21 protein-coding genes are annotated in these 22,065 nt (G+C 62.6%); 10 read left to right on the top strand and 11 right to left on the bottom strand.

Translation table 11 applies throughout. The features are described 5' to 3' along the window. Nucleotide 1: 1 nt before the first annotated feature. The 3 genes from urtC to urtA all read right to left on the bottom strand — a co-directional run bounded on the left by urtC (nt 2) and on the right by urtA (nt 4,259). A complete protein-coding gene (urtC, locus tag NKJ84_RS19870; RefSeq protein WP_352507869.1) occupies nt 2-1,234 on the bottom strand; it encodes an urea ABC transporter permease subunit UrtC in 1,233 nt (410 codons plus the stop codon). Continuing rightward, nucleotides 1,231-2,847 (bottom strand): urea ABC transporter permease subunit UrtB, encoded by a 1,617-nt coding sequence (gene urtB, locus NKJ84_RS19865; RefSeq protein WP_352507868.1) that lies wholly within the window; start codon nt 2,845-2,847, stop codon nt 1,231-1,233. The genes urtC and urtB overlap by 4 nt, the downstream gene beginning before the upstream one ends. Nucleotides 2,848-2,948: 101 nt before the next feature. Then, nucleotides 2,949-4,259 (bottom strand): urea ABC transporter substrate-binding protein, encoded by a 1,311-nt coding sequence (gene urtA / locus NKJ84_RS19860; protein WP_502894309.1) that lies wholly within the window; start codon nt 4,257-4,259, stop codon nt 2,949-2,951. 301 nt (nt 4,260-4,560) lie between these two features. Between urtA and NKJ84_RS19855 the strand changes: the two genes are divergently transcribed. Beyond that, nucleotides 4,561-4,956, top strand: a complete 396-nt coding sequence (locus NKJ84_RS19855; RefSeq protein ID WP_023674851.1) for a hypothetical protein — start codon at nt 4,561-4,563, stop codon at nt 4,954-4,956. Nucleotides 4,957-5,005: 49 nt separating this feature from the next. Here NKJ84_RS19855 and NKJ84_RS19850 read toward each other — a convergent pair whose 3' ends face one another. After that, on the bottom strand, nt 5,006-5,716 hold the full coding sequence (locus NKJ84_RS19850; protein ID WP_254817383.1) for a purine-nucleoside phosphorylase: 711 nt from the start codon (nt 5,714-5,716) through the stop codon (nt 5,006-5,008). An 83-nt stretch (nt 5,717-5,799) separates the two neighbouring features. Beyond that, a complete protein-coding gene (gene cckA, locus NKJ84_RS19845) occupies nt 5,800-8,373 on the bottom strand; it encodes a cell cycle histidine kinase CckA (RefSeq protein ID WP_352507866.1) in 2,574 nt (857 codons plus the stop codon). A 201-nt stretch (nt 8,374-8,574) separates the two neighbouring features. Here cckA and NKJ84_RS19840 point away from each other — a divergent pair, with 201 nt between their 5' ends. Beyond that, entirely contained in the window at nt 8,575-9,333 is a 759-nt protein-coding gene (locus NKJ84_RS19840) for a hypothetical protein (RefSeq protein ID WP_352478983.1), read from the top strand. 82 nt (nt 9,334-9,415) lie between these two features. Here NKJ84_RS19840 and dksA read toward each other — a convergent pair whose 3' ends face one another. Continuing rightward, nucleotides 9,416-9,832, bottom strand: a complete 417-nt coding sequence (gene dksA / locus NKJ84_RS19835; RefSeq protein ID WP_023674847.1) for an RNA polymerase-binding protein DksA — start codon at nt 9,830-9,832, stop codon at nt 9,416-9,418. Between the two features lie 263 nt (nt 9,833-10,095). Here dksA and NKJ84_RS19830 point away from each other — a divergent pair, with 263 nt between their 5' ends. The 4 genes from NKJ84_RS19830 (at nt 10,096) to NKJ84_RS19815 (ending at nt 13,873) form a co-directional block, all read left to right on the top strand. Continuing rightward, on the top strand, nt 10,096-10,599 hold the full coding sequence (locus NKJ84_RS19830) for a SixA phosphatase family protein (protein ID WP_352478984.1): 504 nt from the start codon (nt 10,096-10,098) through the stop codon (nt 10,597-10,599). A gap of 62 nt (nt 10,600-10,661) precedes the next feature. After that, nucleotides 10,662-12,140: a YcjX family GTP-binding protein gene (locus NKJ84_RS19825; RefSeq protein WP_352507865.1), complete on the top strand. Its 1,479-nt coding sequence runs from the start codon at nt 10,662-10,664 to the stop codon at nt 12,138-12,140. Continuing rightward, complete coding sequence (locus tag NKJ84_RS19820; protein WP_352507864.1) at nt 12,137-13,231, top strand: YcjF family protein; 1,095 nt, start codon at nt 12,137-12,139, stop codon at nt 13,229-13,231. The genes NKJ84_RS19825 and NKJ84_RS19820 overlap by 4 nt, the downstream gene beginning before the upstream one ends. 87 nt (nt 13,232-13,318) lie before the next feature. Beyond that, nucleotides 13,319-13,873, top strand: a complete 555-nt coding sequence (locus NKJ84_RS19815; RefSeq protein ID WP_352507863.1) for a hypothetical protein — start codon at nt 13,319-13,321, stop codon at nt 13,871-13,873. A gap of 62 nt (nt 13,874-13,935) precedes the next feature. Here NKJ84_RS19815 and NKJ84_RS19810 read toward each other — a convergent pair whose 3' ends face one another. Next, nucleotides 13,936-14,202 carry a hypothetical protein gene (locus NKJ84_RS19810; RefSeq protein ID WP_352507861.1) on the bottom strand — a complete coding sequence of 89 codons (267 nt, stop codon included), beginning with the start codon at nt 14,200-14,202 and terminating at the stop codon, nt 13,936-13,938. Nucleotides 14,203-14,430: 228 nt separating this feature from the next. Between NKJ84_RS19810 and NKJ84_RS19805 the strand changes: the two genes are divergently transcribed. Both NKJ84_RS19805 and NKJ84_RS19800 read left to right on the top strand, forming a co-directional pair. Further along, nucleotides 14,431-16,266: a monovalent cation:proton antiporter-2 (CPA2) family protein gene (locus tag NKJ84_RS19805; protein WP_352507860.1), complete on the top strand. Its 1,836-nt coding sequence runs from the start codon at nt 14,431-14,433 to the stop codon at nt 16,264-16,266. A gap of 17 nt (nt 16,267-16,283) precedes the next feature. After that, on the top strand, nt 16,284-16,835 hold the full coding sequence (locus NKJ84_RS19800) for a DUF924 family protein (protein WP_502896223.1): 552 nt from the start codon (nt 16,284-16,286) through the stop codon (nt 16,833-16,835). A gap of 24 nt (nt 16,836-16,859) precedes the next feature. On the opposite strand, the gene folK is transcribed toward NKJ84_RS19800, so the two are convergent. From folK to folP, 3 genes are read right to left on the bottom strand one after another with little or no spacing between them, the layout of a single operon-like run. Then, nucleotides 16,860-17,372, bottom strand: coding sequence for a 2-amino-4-hydroxy-6-hydroxymethyldihydropteridine diphosphokinase (gene folK / locus NKJ84_RS19795; protein WP_352507859.1), 513 nt, complete (start codon nt 17,370-17,372; stop codon nt 16,860-16,862). Beyond that, nucleotides 17,356-17,715 carry a dihydroneopterin aldolase gene (gene folB / locus NKJ84_RS19790; protein WP_023674838.1) on the bottom strand — a complete coding sequence of 120 codons (360 nt, stop codon included), beginning with the start codon at nt 17,713-17,715 and terminating at the stop codon, nt 17,356-17,358. Before folB ends, folK begins: the two co-directional genes overlap by 17 nt. Before the next feature lie 3 nt (nt 17,716-17,718). After that, complete coding sequence (gene folP, locus NKJ84_RS19785; protein WP_352507858.1) at nt 17,719-18,564, bottom strand: dihydropteroate synthase; 846 nt, start codon at nt 18,562-18,564, stop codon at nt 17,719-17,721. A gap of 96 nt (nt 18,565-18,660) precedes the next feature. Here folP and NKJ84_RS19780 point away from each other — a divergent pair, with 96 nt between their 5' ends. Both NKJ84_RS19780 and NKJ84_RS19775 read left to right on the top strand, forming a co-directional pair. Further along, nucleotides 18,661-19,278, top strand: a complete 618-nt coding sequence (locus tag NKJ84_RS19780; protein WP_352507857.1) for a DUF922 domain-containing Zn-dependent protease — start codon at nt 18,661-18,663, stop codon at nt 19,276-19,278. Nucleotides 19,279-19,502: 224 nt separating this feature from the next. Then, the gene (locus NKJ84_RS19775; protein ID WP_352507856.1) at nt 19,503-20,984 is read left to right on the top strand and encodes an MDR family MFS transporter; all 1,482 of its coding nucleotides are present in this window, start codon (nt 19,503-19,505) and stop codon (nt 20,982-20,984) included. A gap of 27 nt (nt 20,985-21,011) precedes the next feature. Here the strand turns inward: NKJ84_RS19775 and NKJ84_RS19770 are convergent, their stop codons facing one another. Continuing rightward, on the bottom strand, nt 21,012-22,040 hold the full coding sequence (locus NKJ84_RS19770; protein WP_254817396.1) for an NAD(P)/FAD-dependent oxidoreductase: 1,029 nt from the start codon (nt 22,038-22,040) through the stop codon (nt 21,012-21,014). Nucleotides 22,041-22,065 lie beyond the last annotated feature (25 nt).

Here is a 22,065-nt window from a genome sequence, read left to right as displayed (position 1 = left end):
ATCACTCCGCCGGCTGCGGTTCGGCGCCGGAGGCCGACCAGTCGCCCGGCCTTCTCGCCGCCGAACGGTCGGTTTTCGGCGGCACCGGCGCATCGGGATCGATCCCGGCTTCCTCGGCAACCGAGGCCGCCCGCAACGCCTTGGCGTTGCCGCGCCAGGAATCCCACATGCCGATGATGCCCTTGGGCAGGAACAGCGTGACGGCGACAAACAGTCCGCCCAGCGCAAACAACCAGAATTCAGGCAGCACGCCGGTGAACCAGGATTTACCGGCATTGACCAAAAGCGCGCCGATGATCGGCCCGACGATGGTGCCGCGCCCGCCGACGGCCGCCCACACCACCACCTCGATCGAATTGGACGGCTCGAATTCGCCAGGGTTGATGATGCCGACCTGCGGTACGTAAAGCGCACCGGCGATGCCGGCCATCACCGCCGACACGGTGAAGGCGAACAGTTTGACGTTCTCCGCCCGCCAGCCGAGAAAGCGCGTGCGGCTTTCGGCGTCGCGCACCGCCATCAAAAGCTTGCCGTATTTGGAACCGACGATTGCCCAGGTGACGAAGACGGCGAGCGCCAGCATGACGGCGCTAGCCGCGAACAGCGCCGAGCGTGTCATGTCGGCCTGCACGTTGAAGCCTAGAATATCCTTGAAGTCGGTCAGGCCGTTATTGCCGCCGAAACCCATGTCGTTTCGGAAAAAGGCAAGCAGCAGCGCATAGGTCATCGCCTGGGTGATGATCGACAGATAGACGCCGGTGACGCGACTGCGGAAGGCAAACCAGCCGAAGACGAAGGCGAGCAGGCCGGGTACTGCAAGCACCATGATTGCGGCAAACCAGAAATGGTCGAAACCGTACCAGAACCACGGCAGTTCCTTGTAGTTCAGGAACACCATGAAGTCCGGCAGCAGCGGATTGCCGTAGACGCCGCGCGAGCCGATCTGGCGCATCAGATACATGCCCATCGCATAGCCGCCGAGTGCGAAGAAGGCGCCGTGGCCGAGCGAGAGGATGCCGCAATAGCCCCAGACGAGATCGAGGGCCAAGGCGAGCAGCGCATAGCAGAGATATTTGCCGGTGAGCGCGACGATATAGGACGGCACGTAAAACGCACTTGTCGGCGAGACCGCAAGATTGAGCAGCGGCACGACGATCGCAACCGCCAGCAGGATGAAGATGGTGATGGCGACGCGGCGGTCGGCGCCGGCGGCAAAGAAGCGTCGCGTGATCATGCTTCCACCGACCTGCCCTTGAGCGCGAACAGGCCGCGCGGGCGTTTCTGGATGAACAGAATGATCAGCACCAGAACGACGATCTTGCCGAGCACCGCTCCGGCATACGGTTCGAGGAATTTGTTGACAATGCCGAGCGAGAAGGCGCCGACCAGCGTGCCCCAGAGATTGCCGACGCCGCCGAAGACGACGACCATGAAGCTGTCGATGATGTAGCCGCGGCCGAGATTGGGCGAGACATTGTCGATCTGGCTGAGCGCGACGCCGGCGATGCCGGCAATGCCGGACCCCAATGCAAAGGTCAGGGCATCGACCCACGGCGTCCTGATGCCCATAGAGGCGGCCATCCGGCGATTGGCCGTGACGGCACGCATCTGCAGCCCCCAGGGCGTGCGTTTCATCACGTAAAGCAGCACAGCGAAGACGCCGAGCGCAAAAGCCAGGATCCAGAGCCGGTTCCAGGTGACCGAAAGCTGGCCGATCGCGAACGAACCTGACATCCAGGATGGGTTGCCGACCTCCTGGTTGGTCGGCCCGAAGATGGTGCGCACGGCCTGCTGCAGGATCAGCGAGACACCCCATGTCGCTAGCAGGGTCTCCAACGGCCGGCCATAGAGGAAGCGGATCAGCCCGCGCTCTATGATAAGGCCGACGAGCGCCGCCACCAGGAAGGCCAGCGGCAGGGCGATGACCAGCGACCAGTCGAACAGGCCGGGAAAGGAATTGCGGATAACCTCCTGCACGACGAAGGTCGTGTAGGCGCCCAGCATGACCATCTCGCCATGCGCCATGTTGATGACGCCCATGACGCCGAAAGTGATGGCAAGGCCGATCGCCGCCAGCAGCAGCACCGATCCGAGCGATATGCCGTACCAGATATTCTGGCCGGCGTCCCACAGCGCCAGCGTCGAATTGATGTTGGATATCGCCGCAGTCGCCGCGTCCTTCACCGCACCTTCGGAACTGGCCTCCACCGACGTGAGCAGCGACACCGCATCCCGGTCGCCGCGCGCACCGATGAGCGCTATCGCCGCCAATTTGTCGGCCTCCGGCCTGTCTGAAACGAGAACCGACGCGGCGTGGGCCTGTTCGAGCAGCGCCTTGACGCTTGCCGCGCTCTCATTGGCGATCGCGGTGTCGAGCGGCTCGATGTTTGCCGCGTCCGGCGTCTTGAACATGGTGTCGGCGGCGGCAATGCGCACCGCCGGATCCTTGGAGCCCAGCGTCAGCGTGCCCAGCGCGTCGCGGATGACGCGGCGCAGCGTGTTGTTGACCTTGATCTTGGTGATGTCGGCCTTGGCTGCTTCGCCAGACTTTTCGCCGGTGAGCGCATCGAGCAGTTCGATGCTGTCGCCGCTCTCCTTGCCGACAAAGACTACTGAATCGGCCTTGCGGACGTAAAGGCTGCCCTCCGCAAGCGCGGCAAGCGGCCGTTCGACGGCTGTGTCGCCGGTTGCCGCAAGCTCGCGCACGATGGCTTCGATCGCTGAAAAATTGGAGGCGGTGGCGAGTTTGGCGACGACCGCGCGCAGATCGGATTCGCTGGCGTTCGACGGCAGCAGCATTCCCAGAAGGAGGAGCAGCATCAAGCCAATCGCGCGGATCAGGATCATCGGTTTCTGGTGGCTCTTGGAGGTTGAATGTCGCCTCCGGGCAGGCTGGAGGACGAGCCCGCCCGGAGGCTTTTGCGGTCTGGGAGGACAGACCGGGAGGATCAGTTGGTTCCCTTGCCGCCGCATTTGCCTGTGGCGACATTGAAGTTGCCGCAGGACAGAGGCGCGCGCCAATCGGAGATCAGGTCCTTGGAGTCAGGCAGGTAGTCGGACCACTCGTCGCCCATCACCAGGCCCGGCGTCTGCGAGACGGTTTCGAACTGGCCGTCGGCCTGGATTTCGCCGATCAGCACCGGCTTGGTGATATGATGGTTCGGCATCATGGTCGAATAACCGCCGGTCAGGTTCGGCACCGAGACGCCGACCATGGCGTCGATGACCTTGTCCGGATCGGTGGTGCCGGCCTTCTCGACCGCCTTCACCCACATGTTGAAGCCGATATAGTGGGCTTCCATCGGATCGTTGGTGGTGCGCTTGTCGTTCTTGATGAACTTGTGCCAGTCGGCGATGAACTTCGCGTTCTCGGGCGTATCGACGCTTTCGAAATAGTTCCAGGCGGCGAGATGGCCGACCAGCGGCGCAGTGTCCAGACCGGCAAGCTCTTCCTCGCCGACCGAGAAGGCCATGACCGGGATGTCCTCGGCCTTGATGCCCTGGTTGCCGAGCTCCTTGTAGAACGGCACGTTGGCGTCGCCATTGACGGTCGAGACGACGGCGGTCTTCTTGCCGGCCGAGCCGAACTTCTTGATCGCCGAGACTTCGGTCTGCCAGTCGGAGAAACCGAACGGCGTGTAGTTGACCATGATGTCTTCGGCGGCAACGCCCTTCGCCTTCAGATAGGCCTCGAGGATCTTGTTGGTGGTGCGCGGGTAGACGTAGTCGGTGCCTTCGAGCACCCAGCGCTTCACCGAACCGCCATCCTCGCTCATCAGATAATCGACGGCCGGAATGGCCTGCTGGTTCGGCGCCGCACCGGTGTAGAACACGTTGCGCTCGCTTTCCTCACCCTCATACTGGACCGGGTAGAACAGGATGTTGTCGAGCTCGCTGAACACCGGCAGCACCGATTTGCGCGACACCGAGGTCCAGCAGCCGAACACCGCGGCGACCTTGTCCTTCGAGATCAGCTCGCGCGCCTTTTCGGCGAACAGCGGCCAGTTGGAAGCCGGATCGACGACCACCGCCTCGAGCTTCTTGCCGAGCAGGCCGCCCTTGGCATTCTGCTCTTCGATGAGCATCAGCATGGCGTCCTTCAGCGTTGTCTCCGAGATCGCCATGGTTCCCGACAGCGAATGGAGGATGCCGACCTTGATGGTGTCGTCGGCCGCCTTGGCGGGAACGCTCATCAGCAGGCCGGCGGTGACCACGCCGGCCGAAAACATTTTTGCTATTGTCGAGAAACTGCCCCTCATACTTTTAAACTCCCAAGCTGGTTAACTGCATCGGGACAGACCATGCAACGGCTGTGCCAATCACCGGAGCAAGGTCGGAGGATTTGAGATTTCCCAGCTCTGTCAGTCGGTTAATGTATTAGCTGCAGGAGATGAACCTCGCCTGCTATGTTCGAAACGAGAAAGGATCACCCATATCAGCCTAAGTTTTGCTCACATATAGGCCAATGCCTGAATTTTGAGCAGCATCATATGAGTGCTGGCGAGGATTGCAGCGCCGCGGCGAAATGGGCAAGTTTGAACCCCTTTAACGAGCGATCAAATGGCTTTCAGAGCTTCTTGCATTTTCACCGCCATGCTTCTGCTGGCGGCGACGACCGTAGCGCGCGCCGGCTTCAGCGACGGCAAGCTGCCGGACGGCTCCTATCATTGCGAAGTCTATCTGCTTGGCATGTTCCTCAGCCTCGGCGACATCACCATCAAGGGAAACGTCTATAGCGGTCCTGTGAGCTTCGGCATCGCGCCGCAGAGCTACAATTACCAGATGGATGCAGACGGCGTGATCACCTGGCTAGGTCCGCTGGGTGGCTATACCAGTGGCGGCAACTCGATCTCGCTTACGCAGGCGACGCTGGAAAGCGGAACCACCCCGTCCTTCGACATCATCATGAAGCAGCCAGACGGCGCCTTTACCGCCTCGACCTGCACGAAGCGTTGAAAAAAGTACGGAACCTGGCGAGGTTCCGTACTCCGAAGCACAAAGCCGCCTAGCTCTCCGCCGCCAGATCGAGCGCCAGCCGGGTCATATCGGTGAAAAGCCCCTGGCGTTCGGAATAGTCGGTCTGCTCGCCGGTTGCCACGTTGTCGACGACGGTCAGGATCGACAGCGCCCGAGCGCCGAAATCGGCCGCAATGCGGTAAAGTGCGCTGGTTTCCATGTCCACGGCGAGCGCGCCCTGTGCCTGTGCTTCGGCAAAGCGTTCGCGCCCCAGCGGATGATAGAAAATATCGCTGCAAATGGTCAGCCCGGCCCGATGGTCGATGCCGAGTTCCGAAGCTCGGGCCAATGCCTGGGTCAACAATGCCGGATCGGGGCCGGCATCGGCACGATAGAGCCCAAAAACCTGGCCGCTCTCCGCATTTTCGCCACGCACCGATTGCGCGATCACCAGGCTGCGCAGCGCCATCTCGGCGGTCAGGCCACCGCAGGTACCAGTGCGGATCAGTGTTTTCGCACCATAGAAGTCCAGCAGCTCATGCACATAGACCAGGAACGAAGAGACGCCGATGCCGGTGGATTGGATGCTGACAGGTTTGCCGCGAAACAGCCCGGTAAAGCCGAGCGCGCCGCGGCGGCGGTTGACGCAGCGCGGCGCTTCCAGAAAGGTTTCCGCCATCCATTCAGCGCGCTGCGGGTCGCCCGGCAGCAGCACCGTGCTTGCGTAGTCGCCTTTGCTAGCTTCGTTGTGTGGCGTCACGGCATGCTTTCCAAAACCCGTCGCCCGTTTCGCCTGCCATCATGGCAGTCTCACGACATTGCGCAAGCGGAGCGTTGGAAGGGTCAGGATTCCAGCATGTCCTTTACGATCGTGGCCAATTGCTTGAGCGAAAACGGCTTCGGCAAGAAGCCGAAATGCGCGTCGGCCGGCAAGTTCCTGGCGAACGCGTCTTCGGCATAGCCGGACACGAAGATGAACTTGATGTCGGGCTGCCGTTTGCGCAATTCGCCAAGCAGCGTCGGGCCGTCCATTTCCGGCATCACCACGTCCGACACCACGACGTCGACCTTGCCGCCGAGCGCTTCGTAGACCTCAAGCGCCTCGACGCCCGACGACGCCTCGTGGACGGTGTAGCCGCGCGATTTCAGCGCCCGCATGCCGCCCATGCGCACGGCGTCCTCGTCCTCGACCAGCAGCACCGTGGCCGAGCCCGACAGGTCCTTGGCTGAGTCGGCGATCTTGGCAGGTGCGGCCGGCGCCTCTCCAGCCTCGCCCGCCTTCCTTGCCTCCGCAATGTGCCGCGGCAGGAAGATGCGGAACACGGATCCCTTGCCGACTTCGGAATCGCAGAAGATGAAGCCGCCTGTCTGCTTGATGATGCCATAGACCATGGACAGGCCGAGGCCGGTTCCCTTGCCAACCTCCTTTGTCGTGAAGAAGGGCTCGAAGATCTTTTTCAGCACATCAGGCGCAATGCCGCTACCGCTGTCCTCGACCTCGACCAGCACATAGTCGGCCGGTGTAAGTTCGCGATAGGAAAAGGTCTTGCATTCCCCGGCGCTGACGTTGCGGGTACGTACGGTGAGTTCGCCGCCGGCCGGCATCGCATCGCGCGCATTGACCGCCAGATTGACCACCACTTGCTCGAATTGCCCGATATCGACCCTGACCGGCCACAGGTCGCGGCCATGGTCGATCTTGAGCTTGATGTCGTTGCCGACCAGCCGGGCAAGCAGCATCCTTAGATCCGCGAGCACGTCGGTCAGGTTGAGCACCTCCGGCCGCAGTGTCTGCTTGCGCGAGAAGGCCAGCAACTGCCGCACCAGCGAGGCCGCCCGGTTGGCGTTCTGCTTGATGTTCATGATGTCCGGGAATGACGGATCGGACGGCCGGTGGTTGGTCAACAGCAGGTCCGAGGCCATGATGATGGCGGTCAGCACATTGTTGAAATCATGCGCGATGCCGCCGGCGAGTTGGCCGACCGCCTGCATTTTCTGGCTCTGCGCCATCTGGCCCTCGAGGGCCTTTTGCTCGGTGGTCTCCACGGCATAGACGATGGCCGATTCCTCGGCGCCCTCGCCGCCGGTGCCGTCAGCGACCGCATTGACGTAGAAGCGTATGTGGCGCTCCTCATTGCCGGGCAGCACCGTATCGATCGGCTCGATGTCAGCCTGTTGCTGACGTGCCTTTTCAAAGGCCGCGGCGAAAGCCGGCCGGTCGCGCTCGTGGATCACCGTATCCAGCCGCACACGCCGATCGACCGCGTCGCGGTCGACGACCGAGGAAAACAGCGACAGGAACGGCGCATTGGTGCGCAGGATGCGGCCGGCATGATCGACGCCGGCTATCGCCATCGGCGTCGAGTTGAAGAACCGCGTGAAGCGTATTTCCGATGCACGGAGGTCGGCCGAAGCGTCCTCGCCTTGCGTCCGGTTGAGCACGATGGTGCGAGTCGGGCCGTTGAGCCCCTCTCGGCTGGCCGAGACACGATGCATGAAGCGCACCGGCAGCGCCTCGCCGGTCATCGTCGTCAGATCGAGGTCGATAACGGCATTGCGCGTGGTACCAGCGTCGGCCTTGACCGAACGGACCAGCGCCATGCCGTCGCCGGCGACGATCTCCGGCAGCGTGATGGCGCCGGGAGTGAAGCTGGCCAGGTCGATGCCCAGCCACTCCGCAAGGGTCGCGTTGATATAGGTGACGCGGCCTTCCTGGTCGGCCGAAAAGAAACCGGCCGGCGCGTGATCGAGGTGATCGATCGCCTTTTGCAGGTCGAGAAAGAACCGCTCCTGCTCGGCCCGTTCCTGCGAGATATCGGCAAGCTGCCAGGCAAGCATCGGCAGCCGCTGGCCTGGAACGCTGAACGCGCGGGCCCGGACGCGGTACCAGCGCGCGCCCGGTTCGGCGCCTGGCCGAATGGACTGCGCAAGCCGAAACTCGCCGTCGCCCGGCTGGCCGTCGCGCAGGCCCGACACCAGCCGGTATATGGTCACCGAGGCCTCGGGAACGTCTGAAAGCAAACCTTCGACCGTCTTGATGTCGGCGGCCGACTCGGCACCCGTCATATCGGCATAGGTCCGGTTGGCGTAGATGATACGGCCTTTGGTGTCGGTGACCAGGAGACCTTGTGACATCGAATCGACGAAAGCTTTCGACAGTTCGTCGCTTGTCGAGCGCGGCGTGATATGCACGAAGCCGATCGCAGTGGCGAATAGAAAGCCGACGCCGATCATCGCCAGCACGCCAAGCATGCCGAGCAGGAATGGATCGCCAAGTCGCTCTCGGAAAAGGCCGAAGACGATCGCTGCCCCTGTCAGGACGACGATGAAAACGATGAGCCGGGTGACCGCGCCCGGTCGCGTGTTCTGGTCGACGATAGGTACCGGATAGAAATCGCCGCGCGCTTCCTTGGCCATGTGCCCCCTGCTCGTGAATTCCGGCGTCGGTTGAATCATATTCTCAGGGTCGGGAAAAGGCCCGGCGGCAGATGTCCGCTAAAAATGACGCCGTTCGGCTCCCGGTTTCGAGCTGTTCACGAAGCGTGAAAGGCAACTTGCGGTGGCCTGCCGCAACAGTCTAGTGTCGCCTCTCTTCGAAAGCTGATTTTGGGGGAACCAATGCTGCAATGGCTGGATGGCGTGGCGGGGCCTGGTTATGCCGCAGCAATCCTATGGACGTTTGCAGTACTTGTCCTGCTGCTCATCATTCTTCTTATCATCAGGCTGGTCCGCAGCCTGACATTCGGAACATTCGTCGCCGGGGGCAGGAACCGCAAGACGCGGCTGGCTGTCATGGATGCCACAGCGGTCGACAGTCACCGGCGGCTGGTGCTGGTGCGCCGCGACGATATCGAGCACCTGCTCTTGATCGGTGGTCCGACCGACGTCGTCGTCGAGCGCGACATCAGGCTCTCGGCGCTGCGCCGCCCGGCATTGACCGGAGACAACAGCCATCAGCCGGCAGCAAGGCCAGCTCAGACCACAGCCGCGCCGGCGAGGCAAGCGCCGCCGCAGCCGGCAAGCGCGGCCGCACCCCCTGTCCGAGCCCGCCAGACGGCGACGATGGCGGCAACAATGCCGGCGCCTACGCCGGCGCCGAAACCGGCATCGAACGTTACACCGTTGCCAAGTTATGGATCCGTCAATGCCAATGCCTCGCGGCATGCGCCGCAGCCGGCAAGACAGGACTCCCCGGCAAGATACGAGCCGCCGGCACAGCATGAGTCGATCGACGATGCGCTGATGAAGGAGCTGGAGGTTTCCCTCGACGAGCCACGCTTCAGCCAAACGGCGAGCAAGCCGGTGGCGAAGGCATCGCCCTCTCTCGACGACGAGATGACGAAGCTCCTCGGCGAGTTGTCCAATCAGAAAAGATAGGGCGATAGCGAACGGCCAATGAAAATGGCCGGAAAACCGGCCATTTTGAACGCTCTACCGATGCCGTGTTTTTCCCGCCTGCTCAGTCGTCGCGGTAGACCTTCTCGCGCCGCTCATGGCGCTCCTGTGCCTCGATCGACAAGGTGGCGATCGGGCGCGCGTCGAGCCGCTTCAGCGCGATCGGCTCGCCCGTCTCCTCGCAGTAACCGTAAGTGCCTTCGTCAAGGCGCTGGAGGGCCGAATCGATCTTGGAGATGAGTTTTCGCTGGCGATCGCGGGCGCGAAGTTCGATGGCGCGGTCGGTTTCGGAGGAGGCGCGATCGGCGAGGTCAGGGTGGTTGGCGTTTTCCTGCTGCAGGATTTCGAGAGTTTCGCGCGCTTCGCGCAAGATGTCGTTCTTCCAGGTGACGAGCTTCATGCGAAAGTAGGATTTCTGCCGCTCGTTCATAAACGGCTCGTCTTCGGAGGGTACGTAATCGGCGGTAACGATGTCGTTCATTCGACTCACCCAACAAACCCCAAATTTGGCGCCTATATATTCGCGGACCGAAAACTGCACAAGCGCAATCGACGACAGTTTCACGCATTTGTTTATGTGGGACAAACCGACATTGGCGACATCATTCGCATGAACGGCACGCCCGAATTCGCGCATGATTCATTATGCTTGAGGGGGCATCGGCATTGCGCGCGAAACGCTTCTGATGGCTAATTCCTGCGGCCGCATTTGACCGGTCGGTACCCGACATTATCGGGGGTTCCGTGACCAGACTTTACCTGCTGAGGCATGCGAAGGCCGGCTGGGCGCTGCCTGGTGTGGCTGACTTCGACCGCCCGCTCGATCAATCCGGCTTCGCCGACGCCGAAGCGATGGGCGTACTGATGCGTTCCCGCAAATACGCACCGGCCCTCACCCTTTGCTCAAGCGCCAAGCGCGCCCGCCAGACGCTGGAAAGCTTGGCTGGCCATACCAACACGGGCCGGGTGCTGTTCTGTGACACCCTCTACAGCGACGATGCCGCCGCATACCTCACTGCCATCCGGCAGAATGGCGGGCTGGATGCCTTGCTCGCCATCGGCCACAATCCGATGATTGAGGATCTCGCCATGGCGCTGTCGGGCGACGGCAACGAGACCGCGCGGGCCATGCTGAACCACGGCTTCCCGACCTCCGCACTTGCCGTGGTCCGGTTCAACGGCGGACTTGCCGAGGCTGCGCCAGGCACCGGCTATCTCGAAGCCTTCCTGACGCCTGCGGATATCTGAGGCCATTTCAAAGCCGCGCATCAAAGCCTATATCGGAGCCTGACCGGCCCGCGAGAACAGATTTGGCATCATCGCTGACGACTTTTACCGACGAGGCCAAGATTGCCTTGGATACGTTGTCAGGCCGCGCTGCCGGGCTTTTCGCTCCGTCGCTGCGGCTTGGCGTGACCGGGCTGTCCCGCGCCGGCAAGACGGTGTTCATCTCGGCCCTTGTACACAATCTGGTCCATGGTGGACGCTTGCCGCTGTTTGAGGCACAAAAATCGGGGCGCATCGCCCGGGCTTTTCTCGAAGAGCAGCCGGACGACGCCGTACCACGCTTCCAGTACGAGGATCACATCGCGGCTCTTGTCGACGAGCGCGTCTGGCCGGATTCGACGCGTGCGATTTCCGAACTGAGGCTCACCATCGAATACGAATCGGCCTCTGGCTGGAGCCGCATGTTTTCCGCCGGCAAATTGTCGGTCGACATCGTCGATTATCCCGGCGAATGGCTGCTCGACCTGCCGCTGCTCGGCAAGTCCTACGCCGATTTTTCGCGTGAGGCCTTCGAGATGGCCGTGTTGCCGGTGCGTGTCGATCTTTCGCGGGAATGGCGGGCGCTCTCCAATCCGGTCGACCCCAACGCCGACGCCGACGAGATGACGGCGCGCCGTCTCGCCGAGAGCTTCGCGGCCTATCTCAAGGCCTGCAAGCTCGATGAGCGGGCGCTTTCGACCTTGCCGCCCGGCCGCTTTCTGATGCCCGGCGATCTTGAAGGCTCGCCCGCTCTCACCTTCGCGCCGCTGCCGAATCTGGACGGCCGGCGCTCCCGCTCGGGATCGCTGCAGGCTATGATGGAGCGGCGCTACGAGGCTTACAAGACGCATGTCGTTAAACCGTTCTTTCGCGAACACATCACGCGTCTCGACCGCCAGATCGTGCTCATCGACGCATTGCAGGCATTGAATGCGGGCCCCGGCGCGATGGCCGATCTGGAGCGCGCGGTCACCGAAATCCTGTCCTGTTTCCGGCCCGGCCGGGGCAACCTCCTGACCGACCTGTTTTCGAGGCGCATCGACCGCATATTGGTGGCCGCGACCAAGGCCGACCACCTGCACCACGAAAGCCACGACCGCCTGCAGGCCATCGTGCGGCGGCTAGCCGACCGCGCCGTGGCGCGGGCGAATTTCACCGGAGCCGACGTCGACGTCGTCGCCATGGCGGCCATGCGCGCGACCCGTGAAGGCGCGGTCAAGCAGGGCCGCGAGACTTTGCCGGTCATTATCGGCACGCCATTGCGTGGCGAAAAAATCAACGGCGAAACCTTTGACGGAAAGACCGAAACAGCCATATTTCCCGGAGACTTGCCGGAGAAAGTTGATGCGTTGTTCGACGTTGCCGAATCGATCCGCCGGCAGAACAATGACGACCCCGCAATCCGCTTCGTGCGCTTTCGCCCGCCGAAGCTCGAGCGCACCGCCGAGGGCGTCACGCTGTCGCTGCCACATATCAGGCTCGACCGCGCGCTGCAGTTCCTGATCGGAGATCATCTCGCATGAGTGCGCCCCGCAGACCGGCGGCCTTTCGCATCGAGCCGGAGCCCCAGCAGAAGCAAGATTCGACGGCTCGCCATGCTGCGTCCGAGGCCGCGCCGGCGCGAAAGCCGCGTACCGTGAAGGCGGATCTAGCTGTGGTCACACCGGCGGAGATCGACGTCTTCGACGAGCCTGATATCGTTGCTGCCGAGCCGCCGCCGGCGATTGCGCCGCGAAAACGTTCGCTGCTTGGCAGCCTGTTCTTCGGCGCGCTGGGCGTTCTGGTTTCGCTCGCCGTCGGCCTCTGGACCGACCAGCTGATTCGCGACCTGTTCGAGCGCGCCGAGTGGCTGGGCTGGCTGGCCGCCGGCATGGCCGCGATCGCCATCCTGGCGCTTCTGATCATCCTCGTGCGCGAGTTCATGGCGATTGCCCGGCTTGCCGAGGTCGAAAAGTTGCAGAAGCGGGCGCTCGATGCGATTGCCCGTGACGATCCGAAGACCGCCCGAGCCGTGGTCGACGAGTTGTCGGTCTTTGTCTCGGCCAAGCCCGAAACCGCGGCCGGCAGGCGCTCGCTGGCCGAATTGCGCGGCGAGATCATTGACGGCGGCAATCTGGTGCGCCTGGCCGAGACCGAGATCCTCGGCCCGCTCGACGCCCGCGCGAAGGTGATGATCCTCGAGGCGGCAAAGCGTGTGTCCCTGGTGACCGCGGTCAGCCCGCGCGCGCTGGTCGACGTCGCCTATGTCGTATTCGAAGCCGGCCGGCTGATTCGGCGACTGTCGGAGCTCTATGGCGGCCGCCCGGGCACGCTTGGCTTCTTTCGCCTGGCGCGCAGCGTTCTTGCCCATCTCGCGGTCACCGGGTCGATCGCCGTCGGCGACAGTTTCGTCCAACAGATCGTCGGCCACGGCCTTGCCGCCCGGCTCTCGGCCAAGCTCGGCGAAGGCGTCGTCAACGGCATGATGACGGCGCGTATCGGCATTGCAGCGATGGAAACCGCAAGGCCCCTGCCCTTTTACGCTGTCAGGCGGCCCGGATTAGGCGATTTTCTCTCCGCACTGACGTCCTTTGCAGCAAAGAAAGAAAAAGAAACATCCGTTTCCCGAACGTGACTATTGCCTTGGGGTGACAAAGCATTAACCAATCTTGTTCATGGTCGGAAGTGTCCAAACCAGTCTCTTTGTTGCCGGGTGTCGTCGATGAAAAGCGTTATTCTGTCCAGCGGGCTGCCCGTGGCGCTCGCGCTTGTCGCAACCGTCGGCATTGCCGGAAAGGCTACGGGGGCGGAACCGGACAAGCAGTTCTTTCGATCGGTCGAAGGCAAATGGGTCGGCCCCGGAGAAATCGTCGCCGGCAAATACAAGGGCACGAAATTCACCTGCAGCTTCACCGGCTCGACGCCTGACGGCAAAGTCGGCATGTCGCTCGACGGCGGCTGCCGGGTCGGCATGTTCACCCAGCAGATGTCGGCAACGATCGAGCACAAGGGCCGCCAGGGCTACAAGGGCAGCTTCATGGGCGGCGCCGCCGGGTCCGGCCTCGACATTATCGGTGGCAATGTCGTCGATGCGCACAAGGTGGTTTTCACCATCAATCGCAATCAGTTGCGCGGCGTAATGCAGGCGCTTGTCCCAGACGACAATTCGATGACGGTGACCGTTGCCGTGCGCGTCGACCAGCAACTGGTCCCGGTCATCGGCATGAAGTTGAAGCGGGTCGATGCGGTAGAAGTTGGCTCCATCGCTCCGAACTGAGTCTCCGGCATGAAAAACGCGGCAGCCAAACGGCGCCGCCCTCTTTGACATGCAATGGGCGCTCAGCCTTTGATCGCCGCAGTCAGCTCGTCATAGGCCTTGCAGGCGTCAGCCGCTGTTGTGCCACCCGGATACTTGGTTGTGACCGCTTGGACCTTGGCTGTGAGATCGGCTGCCTTGGCCGGATCCTTGGTAATCGCAGCCTGAAGCGCTGCAGTCATGTCCTGAGCCTTCTTGCTCAGCATCTCGGTCGTGCACTCCGGTGCCTTGGAACAGGCGGAGCCGGCAAGTGCCGCGATACCAACGGCAACCAGCAAAAACGTCTTCATGTCAGTCATCTCCTCAAAAAGGGCCGCGACTTGATCGTCGCTCACCCTCCACTGGCCGAAGCCGGGCGTCCTTAGCGCCGGATCGCTGGAACAAGCAACGCCCGGAGGCCCATTATCCTGTGCAGTGCGCCTGCAATATCGCTTCCACGACGCACCGGATTCGCACTGTTCGATCCGCTCCGAAGCCCCTATCTTGGCCGCTTGTTGCAAGAGAGCGGAACGGCAGGCATGGCGGCGGAGGCATCGAACAGCGATCTGATCCAGGTGGTGGCGCTGCTTGCCGCCGGCGTCGTTGCGGTGCCGATCTTCAGGCGCATGGGACTTGGCTCCATCCTCGGCTATTTGACGGCCGGCGTCGTGATCGGCCCGTTTGGGCTGCGCATCTTTTCCGAATCGGAAGCCATTCTTCATGTCGCCGAACTCGGCGTCGTCATGTTCCTGTTCATCATCGGACTGGAGATGCAGCCGTCACGGCTGTGGGGCCTGCGCCGCGAGATTTTCGGGCTTGGCGCGCTGCAGGTCGGCGTCTGCGCGGTCCTGCTGACCGGCGTCGGGCTGGCGGGAGGTTTTCCTATCGCGCAATCCTTCGTCGCCGGCGCCGGTTTCGTGCTCACCTCGACGGCCATCGTCATGCAATTGCTGGAAGAACGCGGCGAGCTGGCCACGCCCAAGGGCCAGCGCATCGTTTCGGTCCTGCTTTTGGAAGACCTGGCCATCGTGCCGCTGCTGGCGCTGATCGCCTTCCTCGCGCCGGGCGGTGCCGATATGAGCCTGTCGGATCGGTTGACGGAGGTCGGTATCGGCCTTGCCGCGATCGTCGGGCTGGTGCTTGCAGGACGCTATCTGCTCAATCCGTTCTTCCGTATCCTGGCGGATGCGCGCGCCCGCGAGGTGATGACCGCAGCCGCCCTTCTGGTCGTTCTCGGATCGGCGCTCGCCATGCAGCTTTCCGGCTTGTCGATGGCGATGGGCGCCTTCCTGGCCGGCGTACTCTTGTCGGAATCGACCTTCCGCCACCAGCTGGAGGCCGACATCGAACCGTTCCGCGGCATTCTGCTCGGGCTGTTCTTCCTCGCCGTCGGCATGTCACTTGACCTGCATGTGGTCGTCGTCAACTGGCAGCTCATTGCCATCTATGTCGTCGCCTACATGATGATGAAGGCGATCGGCATCTATATCGTTGCCCGCGTCCTCAAAACCGGCCACCGGGAAGCGCTCGAGCGCGCGGTCTTCATGGCGCAAGGCGGCGAATTCGCCTTCGTCCTCTATTCCGCAGCAGCGGCAGTCGGGATCATCGATAGCCAGGCCAATGCGATGCTGACCGCTATCGTCATCATTTCCATGGTGCTGACGCCGTTGGCAATCATAGCCCTGCGGTATCTGACGCCGCGCGACGAGCAGTCGCTTGAAGGCGTCGATGTCGCCAACGGCCTGACCGGCAGCGTGCTGATCATCGGCTTTGGCCGGTTCGGCCAGATCGCCAGCCAGCCGCTTTTGTTGCGCGGCATCGACGTATCGATCATCGACAATGAGGTCGAAATGATCCAGGCGGCAGCCGATTTCGGCTTCAAGGTCTATTATGGCGACGGCACGCGGCTGGACATCCTGCGTGCCGCGGGAGCCGGGCGGGCACGCGCAGTGCTGATCTGCGTCGACAAGCCCGATGCCGCCGTGCGCATCGCCGAACTGATCAAGGCGGAATTTCCCTTGCTGACGGTGCTGGCACGGGCTTTCGACCGCGGTACGGCGTTGCAGCTCATTCGTGCCGGCGTCGACTATCAGCTCCGCGAGACCTTCGAATCGGCGCTTGTCTTCGGCGGCTCGACACTGGAAGCCCTTGGCGTCGACCCGGAAGAGGTCGCCGAGGTCATCGAGGATGTCCGTCGCCGCGACACTGCCCGTTTCGAACTTCAGCTGGCCGAAGGCATCCGCGCCGGGCGACGCTTTCTCAAAGGCAATATCGGCACCCCCATTCCGACGCCGCTCAGCACGCCACGACGCGCGGGCCAGGCGCTCAACGAAGAGACCGCCGGCGTGCTGCAGAAATCCGAACCGGCCGATTAAACCTTGGAATGACGCGAATGATGAACGAACTGGACGAGCGCGCTCTCTCCGTCACCAGATTCTGGCGCGACGCCGGGGAGGAGGCATGGTTCGAGAAGAACGACGCCTTTGATGCCGACTTCCGCACCCGGTTTTTCGATCTGCACTTCGCCGCCGCCGGCCGCGAATGCGACGGCTGGTCTGAACACGCCGAAGGGTCGCTGGCACTGATGATCCTCCTCGACCAGTTTCCGCGAAACTGCTTTCGCGGCACCGGCCACATGTACGCCACGGACCCGCTGGCGCGGCATTTCGCCGGGAAGGCGATCGCTGACGGCCATGACCTGGCGCTCGACGAAGAGCTCCGCGTTTTTCTCTATCTGCCCTATGAGCATTCGGAGGACCTCGCCGATCAGCTCAAATCGGTGGAGCTTACAGCCGCCAAGGCGCCATCCTACCTGAAATATGCGAGCGAGCATCGCGACATCATCCAGCGCTTCGGCCGTTTTCCGCACCGAAACAGGATGCTTGGCCGCGAGACGACACCGGACGAACAAATGTTCCTCGACGGAGGTGGGTTTTCCGGCTGATTTCGGGCTCCGATGGCGGCAGCGTCAGGCCTTCCACCAATCCCGGCCTGACGGCAGCCGTTCAATGCCCGATGTGTCGACTGCGGCCAGCCGCTCCGACACGCTCTTGCTGTCGACCACGAGCTCCGGCGCAATTTCTGCCAGCGGTGCCAGCACGAAGGCGCGCTCCAGCATGCGCGGATGCGGCACCTCCAGCCCGGTCTCGTGGATAACGCGGTCGCCGAACACCAGAATGTCGATATCGATCAGGCGCGGCCCCCAGCGCTCCTCGCGCACCCGCTTCAGTTTTCGCTCGGCATCAAGGCAGAGGTCCAGCAACTCTCGCGGTGCGAGCGCGGTCCAGATTTCGGCCGCCGCATTGAGGAAATCCGGCTGATCGAGCTTGCCCCAAGGCGGCGTGCGGTAGAGCGACGAAACGGCAACGACGCGCGTGCTCTCGTCGGCATCCAGAATGCCCAGTGCCGCAGCCATCGACCTCGCCGGATCACCGAGATTGCCGCCGAGACTGAGATAGACGGTATTATTCTGGCCAGACAACGGTCACCTCGACATGATCGAGCACACCCGGCACCGGGGCATTCGGCTTGCGCACGGTGATCTCGGCCTTTTTGATCTGCGGAAACCGCGCCGTCAGCGCCCTCGCCACTTCGAGCGCCAGCGCTTCGATCAGAAAGCGCCGCTCGCCTGTAATGATCTTCTCGATGACCGCAAAAGCGATGCCGTAATTGACGGTGTCCTCGATGGAATCCTCGACCAGCGCCCGTCCGGGATCCACCGTGAGTGCCGCATCGACATAAAAGCGCTGGCCGAGCGTCTCTTCTTCGTCCAGCACACCGTGCCGAGCGAAGAAAGCGCAGTTTTTCATGCGGATGACATACATGGCTCAGCTTTCCCCGATCTCACGCGCCAGCATAGCATCGGCAATGGCCAACGCATCCACGTTGATTGCGACATCGTGGACGCGAAAGAGATGCGCGCCTTTGAGCCTCAGGATGACGCTGGTGGCCGCGGTTCCGGCGCCCCTTGCGGCTGCATCGCGGCCGGTGACGGTGCCGATAAAGCGCTTTCGCGATGTGCCGGCCATCAGTGGAAAACCCAGCGCACGAAGCTCGGAAAACCGTGCCATCAGGTCAAGATTTTCAGCGGCCGTCTCCTTGGCGAAGCCGAAGCCCGGGTCGAGCACGATATGGTCGTCGGCAACACCGCTCCGTCGCGCAATTTCCAGCGACTTCCTGAGGAAGAAGAGCTGATCGGCAATCACGTCAGGCAGTTTCTGTCGATCCCGTCCCGTGTGCATGATGACAAGCCCGGCGCCGGTTTCGGCCGCGATGCGGGTAATGCCCGGTTCGCGCTGCAGGCCCCAGACATCATTGACGATATGTGCGCCGGCCTGGACGGCGAGCCGGGCCGTATCCTCGCGATAGGTATCGACCGAGATCAGCGTTCCGACAGACGTCGCGAGCGCCTCGATGACCGGCAATATGCGAGCCTGCTCTTCCTTTGCGGAGACCGCAGACGCCCCGGGACGTGTCGATTCTCCGCCTATGTCGATGACGGAGGCCCCCTCCCCGACCATGCGGCGCGCCTGGTCAACTGCTTTTTCAGGCGCATCGAACAGGCCGCCGTCGGAAAAACTGTCCGGCGTGATGTTGAGGATGCCGACGACCACGGCCTTGCCACCAATGTCGAGATGGCGTCCGTGGGCCAACTGCCATCGCCCTGTCATCATTGCCCATCAACCATGTCCGATCCCGCGGCGTGGCCGGGGATCAATTCCGTTGCGCCGGAGACGGCGGTAAAGCAAGGTGGGCAAAGAGGCAACACGATGAAACGATCCTTCCTTTGCGCCCTGATGCTCGCCCTGACCGCATTCCCGGCCAGCGCTGCAACTCTCGTCAAGACATATAGTTATTTCCCGATCGGCGGCAGGACGCTCGACGACATCGAGACCCAGCTGTCGAAACTCGGGCCTCAGGTGAAAAGCACCGGGTCGCGGCATCCAGGCGCTACCCAGATGGCGTTCACCACCCGCGTCAGCTATGCGCAAAAGCCGGGCTCGTGCTGGATTGCCGACGCTGTCGTCATCGTCAAGGTCAAGGTGATCCTTCCGCAGTGGCGCCGCCCGCGGAAAGCCGATGCAGGCGTCAGGCTGTTCTGGGATACGTTGTCCGCCGACATCAAGCGCCATGAGGAACGCCACGTCGAGATTGCCAAGAACCATGGCCGCGAACTCGAAGACGCCTTGAAGGCGAGCTACCCGGAAAAGACCTGCGAACTGGCCAAGGCCAAGGCCGCAAAAATAACGGCGGCCATGCTCGCCAAGCACGACCAGGAGCAGATGCGCTTCGATCGTGTGGAAAGCGTCAATTTCCAAAGCCGCATCCTGCGGCTCTTGAATTACCGCATCGAGCGCATTGAGAACGGCCGACTCGCTCCCGGCTGAACTCCGCGTCGTCGGAAAAGCCAATTTGGACCAAAGCCAATTTTGCCGAAACATGGTGCCAGCTTCGAAAAACTTTCGAGCCGCTGTCGAAATCGGCCTATAGCGAACGACATATATCGAGTTCGCAGGGCTCATCTCAAAGGCACGAGAACACGGCCAATCTGTACACTCGACGCAGTCCAGCGCCTCGCGGACGTGCACCCAAGCGTAATGGGATGATGGATATGGACCAGGCTATCGACAAGCAAGCGATGGTGGAAACCAGCACGCCGCTGACCGAAACCGAGAAAAACGCCATCATCGGCGGCGTGCTTTTGTCGATGCTGCTGGCAGCGCTCGACCAGACCATCGTCGCGCCGGCGATGCCGACGATGGCACGTCTGCTCGGGCATGCCGAGTATCTGCCGTGGATCGTGACCGGCTATCTTCTGACCGCGACCGCCGTGGCGCCGCTCTACGGCAAGATCTCCGACATTTATGGTCGCCGGCCGACCGTCTATGCTGCAATCCTGATCTTTCTCGCCGGCTCGCTGGTCAGCGCCACCGCCCCCAACATGCTGGTCCTGGTTGTCGGCCGGGCGATCCAGGGCGCCGGCGGCGGCGGGCTGTTCGCCCTGACGCAGACCGTGATCGGCGACCTCGTGCCGCCGCGCGAGCGGGCTCGCTACGCCGCCTGGATCTCGGGCACCTGGGCCGTCGCCAGCATCGCCGGGCCGCTGCTCGGCGGCACCTTCGCCGAACATCTGCATTGGTCGCTGATCTTCTGGATCAACATTCCGCTCGGCCTGCTGGCGATGGCGATCATCAACAACCCGCTCAAGAAGCTGCCGATCGCCGCAAAACATCACCGCATCGACGGCCTCGGCGCGCTGCTTCTGGTCGCGGCCACCTCGCTGCTGCTGCTTGCCTTGAACTGGGGCGGCAGCGAGTATCCCTGGCTGTCGCCTGAAATCCTTGGACTGCTCTTCTGCTCAGCGGTGTTCTGGAGCGCGTTCGCGCTGAGGCTGCTGCGTGCGGCCGAACCGCTGATCTCGCTCGAAGTGCTCGGCAATCCGATCGTTCTCGCCGGGACGCTGTCGATGTTCCTGCTGCAGGCCGCCAATGTCGGCTTGTCGGTCTATCTGCCGGTCTACCTGCAATCGGTCGTCGGCCTGTCGGTCAGCGAATCGGGCACCGCGTTGCTTGGGCTGATGCTCGGCACGGTGGCCGGTGCGACCTTCAGCGCGCGAATGATCCCGCGCTTTTTCCACTATAAACGCATTGCCATGATCGGAACGGTTTTCTCGATCCTGTGCCTCGGCGTGCTCAGCCTGGTCGCCGGCCATGCCTCACTGTTGCTCGTCGAGGTGTTGACGACCTGCGTAGGCCTGGGCACAGGCACGACCTTTCCGGTTGCCACTGTCTCGGTCCAGAACGCCGTCGATCGTATGCACCTTGGCGTGGCGACCGGCGTTCTCACCTTCCTCCGCTCGCTGGGCAGTGCGCTTGGCGTCGCCATGCTTGGTGCCGTCGCCCTTGGCTACGGCCTGCCGCTGGCCAGCGAAGGCACGCAGCCGGCCGGCCATGTTGCCTCGGCCATGCCGTTCGTGATGATCTTTCTTGCAGCGGCCGCAACCTTGCTGTTGTCGTTCATCACGCTCTGGTTGATGCCGGAAAAAACGCTTCGCGGCCACGCCGAGGCTGTGGCCCCAGCGTTGGCGGAGTAGACCGGCCCGACGAAAATACAGCGAGGTTCAGTCGACCACGCCGAGCTTCTTCTGCAAGCTGGTCGACGAGGTCGTATACTGGAACACAATGCGCTCGCCGGGGCTGACGATGCGCTTGGCTGCTTGCGCCATCAAAGCGACCTCATGGAAGCCTGACAGGATCAGCTTCAACTTGCCGGGATACCAGTTGATGTCGCCTACGGCGAAGATGCCAGGCACCGACGTCTGGAATTTTTCGGTGTCGACCGGGATCAGGTTCTCGTGGAGATTGAGGCCCCATTCGGCGATTGGGCCGAGCTTCATCGTCAGGCCGAAGAATGGCAGCATCCGCGTACACGGTACTTCGATATCGCCCTCCGGTCCCTTGATGATGGCGGAGGCGAGCTGGCCGTCGGCGCCGGTCAGGCCAGTCACCTGTCCAACCTGGAATTCCAGCTGCTTCATCTCCTGCATGGCATACATCTTGTTGACGCTGTCGGGCGCTGCACGGAATTCGGGCCGCCGGTGCACCAGTGTCACGCTCTTGGCCACCGGCTGCAGATTCAGCGTCCAGTCGAGCGCCGAATCGCCGCCGCCGACGATGACGAGGTCATGGCCGCGAAAGTCCTCCATCCGGCGCACCGAGTAGAACACGCTCTTGCCTTCATAGGGTTCGATGCCCGGGATCGGCGGCCGCTTCGGCTGGAAAGAGCCGCCGCCAGCGGCGATCACGACGATTTTGGCTTCGAACACCTCGTTTTCGTCGGTAGTGACGCGGAAGCTGCCGTCCTCCAGTCTTTCCAGGCCCGAAACCATGCGGTTATAGGTGAATTCGGGCTTGAACGGCGCGATCTGCTCAAGCAGCTTGTCGACCAGACCTTGCGCCGAGATTGAGGGCCAGCCCGGAATGTCGTAGATCGGCTTTTCCGGGTAGAGTTCGGCGCACTGCCCGCCGGGCCGGTCGAGTATGTCGATCAGATGGCACTTCATGTCGAAGAGGCCGAGCTCGAATACCGCAAACAGACCGACAGGCCCTGCCCCGACAATGAGTACGTCTGTCTTGATGATAGCGGTCATGAAGCATGCGCCTTTATGGGAAACG

It is taken from the genome of Mesorhizobium sp. M0048 (assembly GCF_040323405.1).
GTDB lineage: Bacteria > Pseudomonadota > Alphaproteobacteria > Rhizobiales > Rhizobiaceae > Mesorhizobium.
The sequence above is the reverse complement of the archived record's forward strand: the minus strand, read 5'-3'. Positions and strand labels throughout refer to the sequence as shown.

What these genes read in the sequence shown, in the direction of transcription:
- NKJ84_RS19770 (WP_254817396.1), bottom strand. Translation starts at nt 22,040, where the DNA reads ATGACCGCTATCATCAAGACAGACGTACTCATTGTCGGGGCAGGGCCT.
- folP (WP_352507858.1), bottom strand. Translation starts at nt 18,564, where the DNA reads ATGATGACAGGGCGATGGCAGTTGGCCCACGGACGCCATCTCGACATT.
- NKJ84_RS19800 (WP_502896223.1), top strand. Translation starts at nt 16,284, where the DNA reads ATGATGAACGAACTGGACGAGCGCGCTCTCTCCGTCACCAGATTCTGG.
- NKJ84_RS19815 (WP_352507863.1), top strand. Translation starts at nt 13,319, where the DNA reads ATGAAAAGCGTTATTCTGTCCAGCGGGCTGCCCGTGGCGCTCGCGCTT.
- NKJ84_RS19805 (WP_352507860.1), top strand. Translation starts at nt 14,431, where the DNA reads ATGGCGGCGGAGGCATCGAACAGCGATCTGATCCAGGTGGTGGCGCTG.
- cckA (WP_352507866.1), bottom strand. Translation starts at nt 8,373, where the DNA reads ATGGCCAAGGAAGCGCGCGGCGATTTCTATCCGGTACCTATCGTCGAC.
- NKJ84_RS19775 (WP_352507856.1), top strand. Translation starts at nt 19,503, where the DNA reads ATGGACCAGGCTATCGACAAGCAAGCGATGGTGGAAACCAGCACGCCG.
- urtA (WP_502894309.1), bottom strand. Translation starts at nt 4,259, where the DNA reads ATGAGGGGCAGTTTCTCGACAATAGCAAAAATGTTTTCGGCCGGCGTG.
- NKJ84_RS19780 (WP_352507857.1), top strand. Translation starts at nt 18,661, where the DNA reads ATGAAACGATCCTTCCTTTGCGCCCTGATGCTCGCCCTGACCGCATTC.
- urtC (WP_352507869.1), bottom strand. Translation starts at nt 1,234, where the DNA reads ATGATCACGCGACGCTTCTTTGCCGCCGGCGCCGACCGCCGCGTCGCC.
- folB (WP_023674838.1), bottom strand. Translation starts at nt 17,715, where the DNA reads ATGTATGTCATCCGCATGAAAAACTGCGCTTTCTTCGCTCGGCACGGT.
- urtB (WP_352507868.1), bottom strand. Translation starts at nt 2,847, where the DNA reads ATGATCCTGATCCGCGCGATTGGCTTGATGCTGCTCCTCCTTCTGGGA.
- NKJ84_RS19855 (WP_023674851.1), top strand. Translation starts at nt 4,561, where the DNA reads ATGGCTTTCAGAGCTTCTTGCATTTTCACCGCCATGCTTCTGCTGGCG.
- NKJ84_RS19820 (WP_352507864.1), top strand. Translation starts at nt 12,137, where the DNA reads ATGAGTGCGCCCCGCAGACCGGCGGCCTTTCGCATCGAGCCGGAGCCC.
- NKJ84_RS19840 (WP_352478983.1), top strand. Translation starts at nt 8,575, where the DNA reads ATGCTGCAATGGCTGGATGGCGTGGCGGGGCCTGGTTATGCCGCAGCA.
- dksA (WP_023674847.1), bottom strand. Translation starts at nt 9,832, where the DNA reads ATGAACGACATCGTTACCGCCGATTACGTACCCTCCGAAGACGAGCCG.
- NKJ84_RS19810 (WP_352507861.1), bottom strand. Translation starts at nt 14,202, where the DNA reads ATGAAGACGTTTTTGCTGGTTGCCGTTGGTATCGCGGCACTTGCCGGC.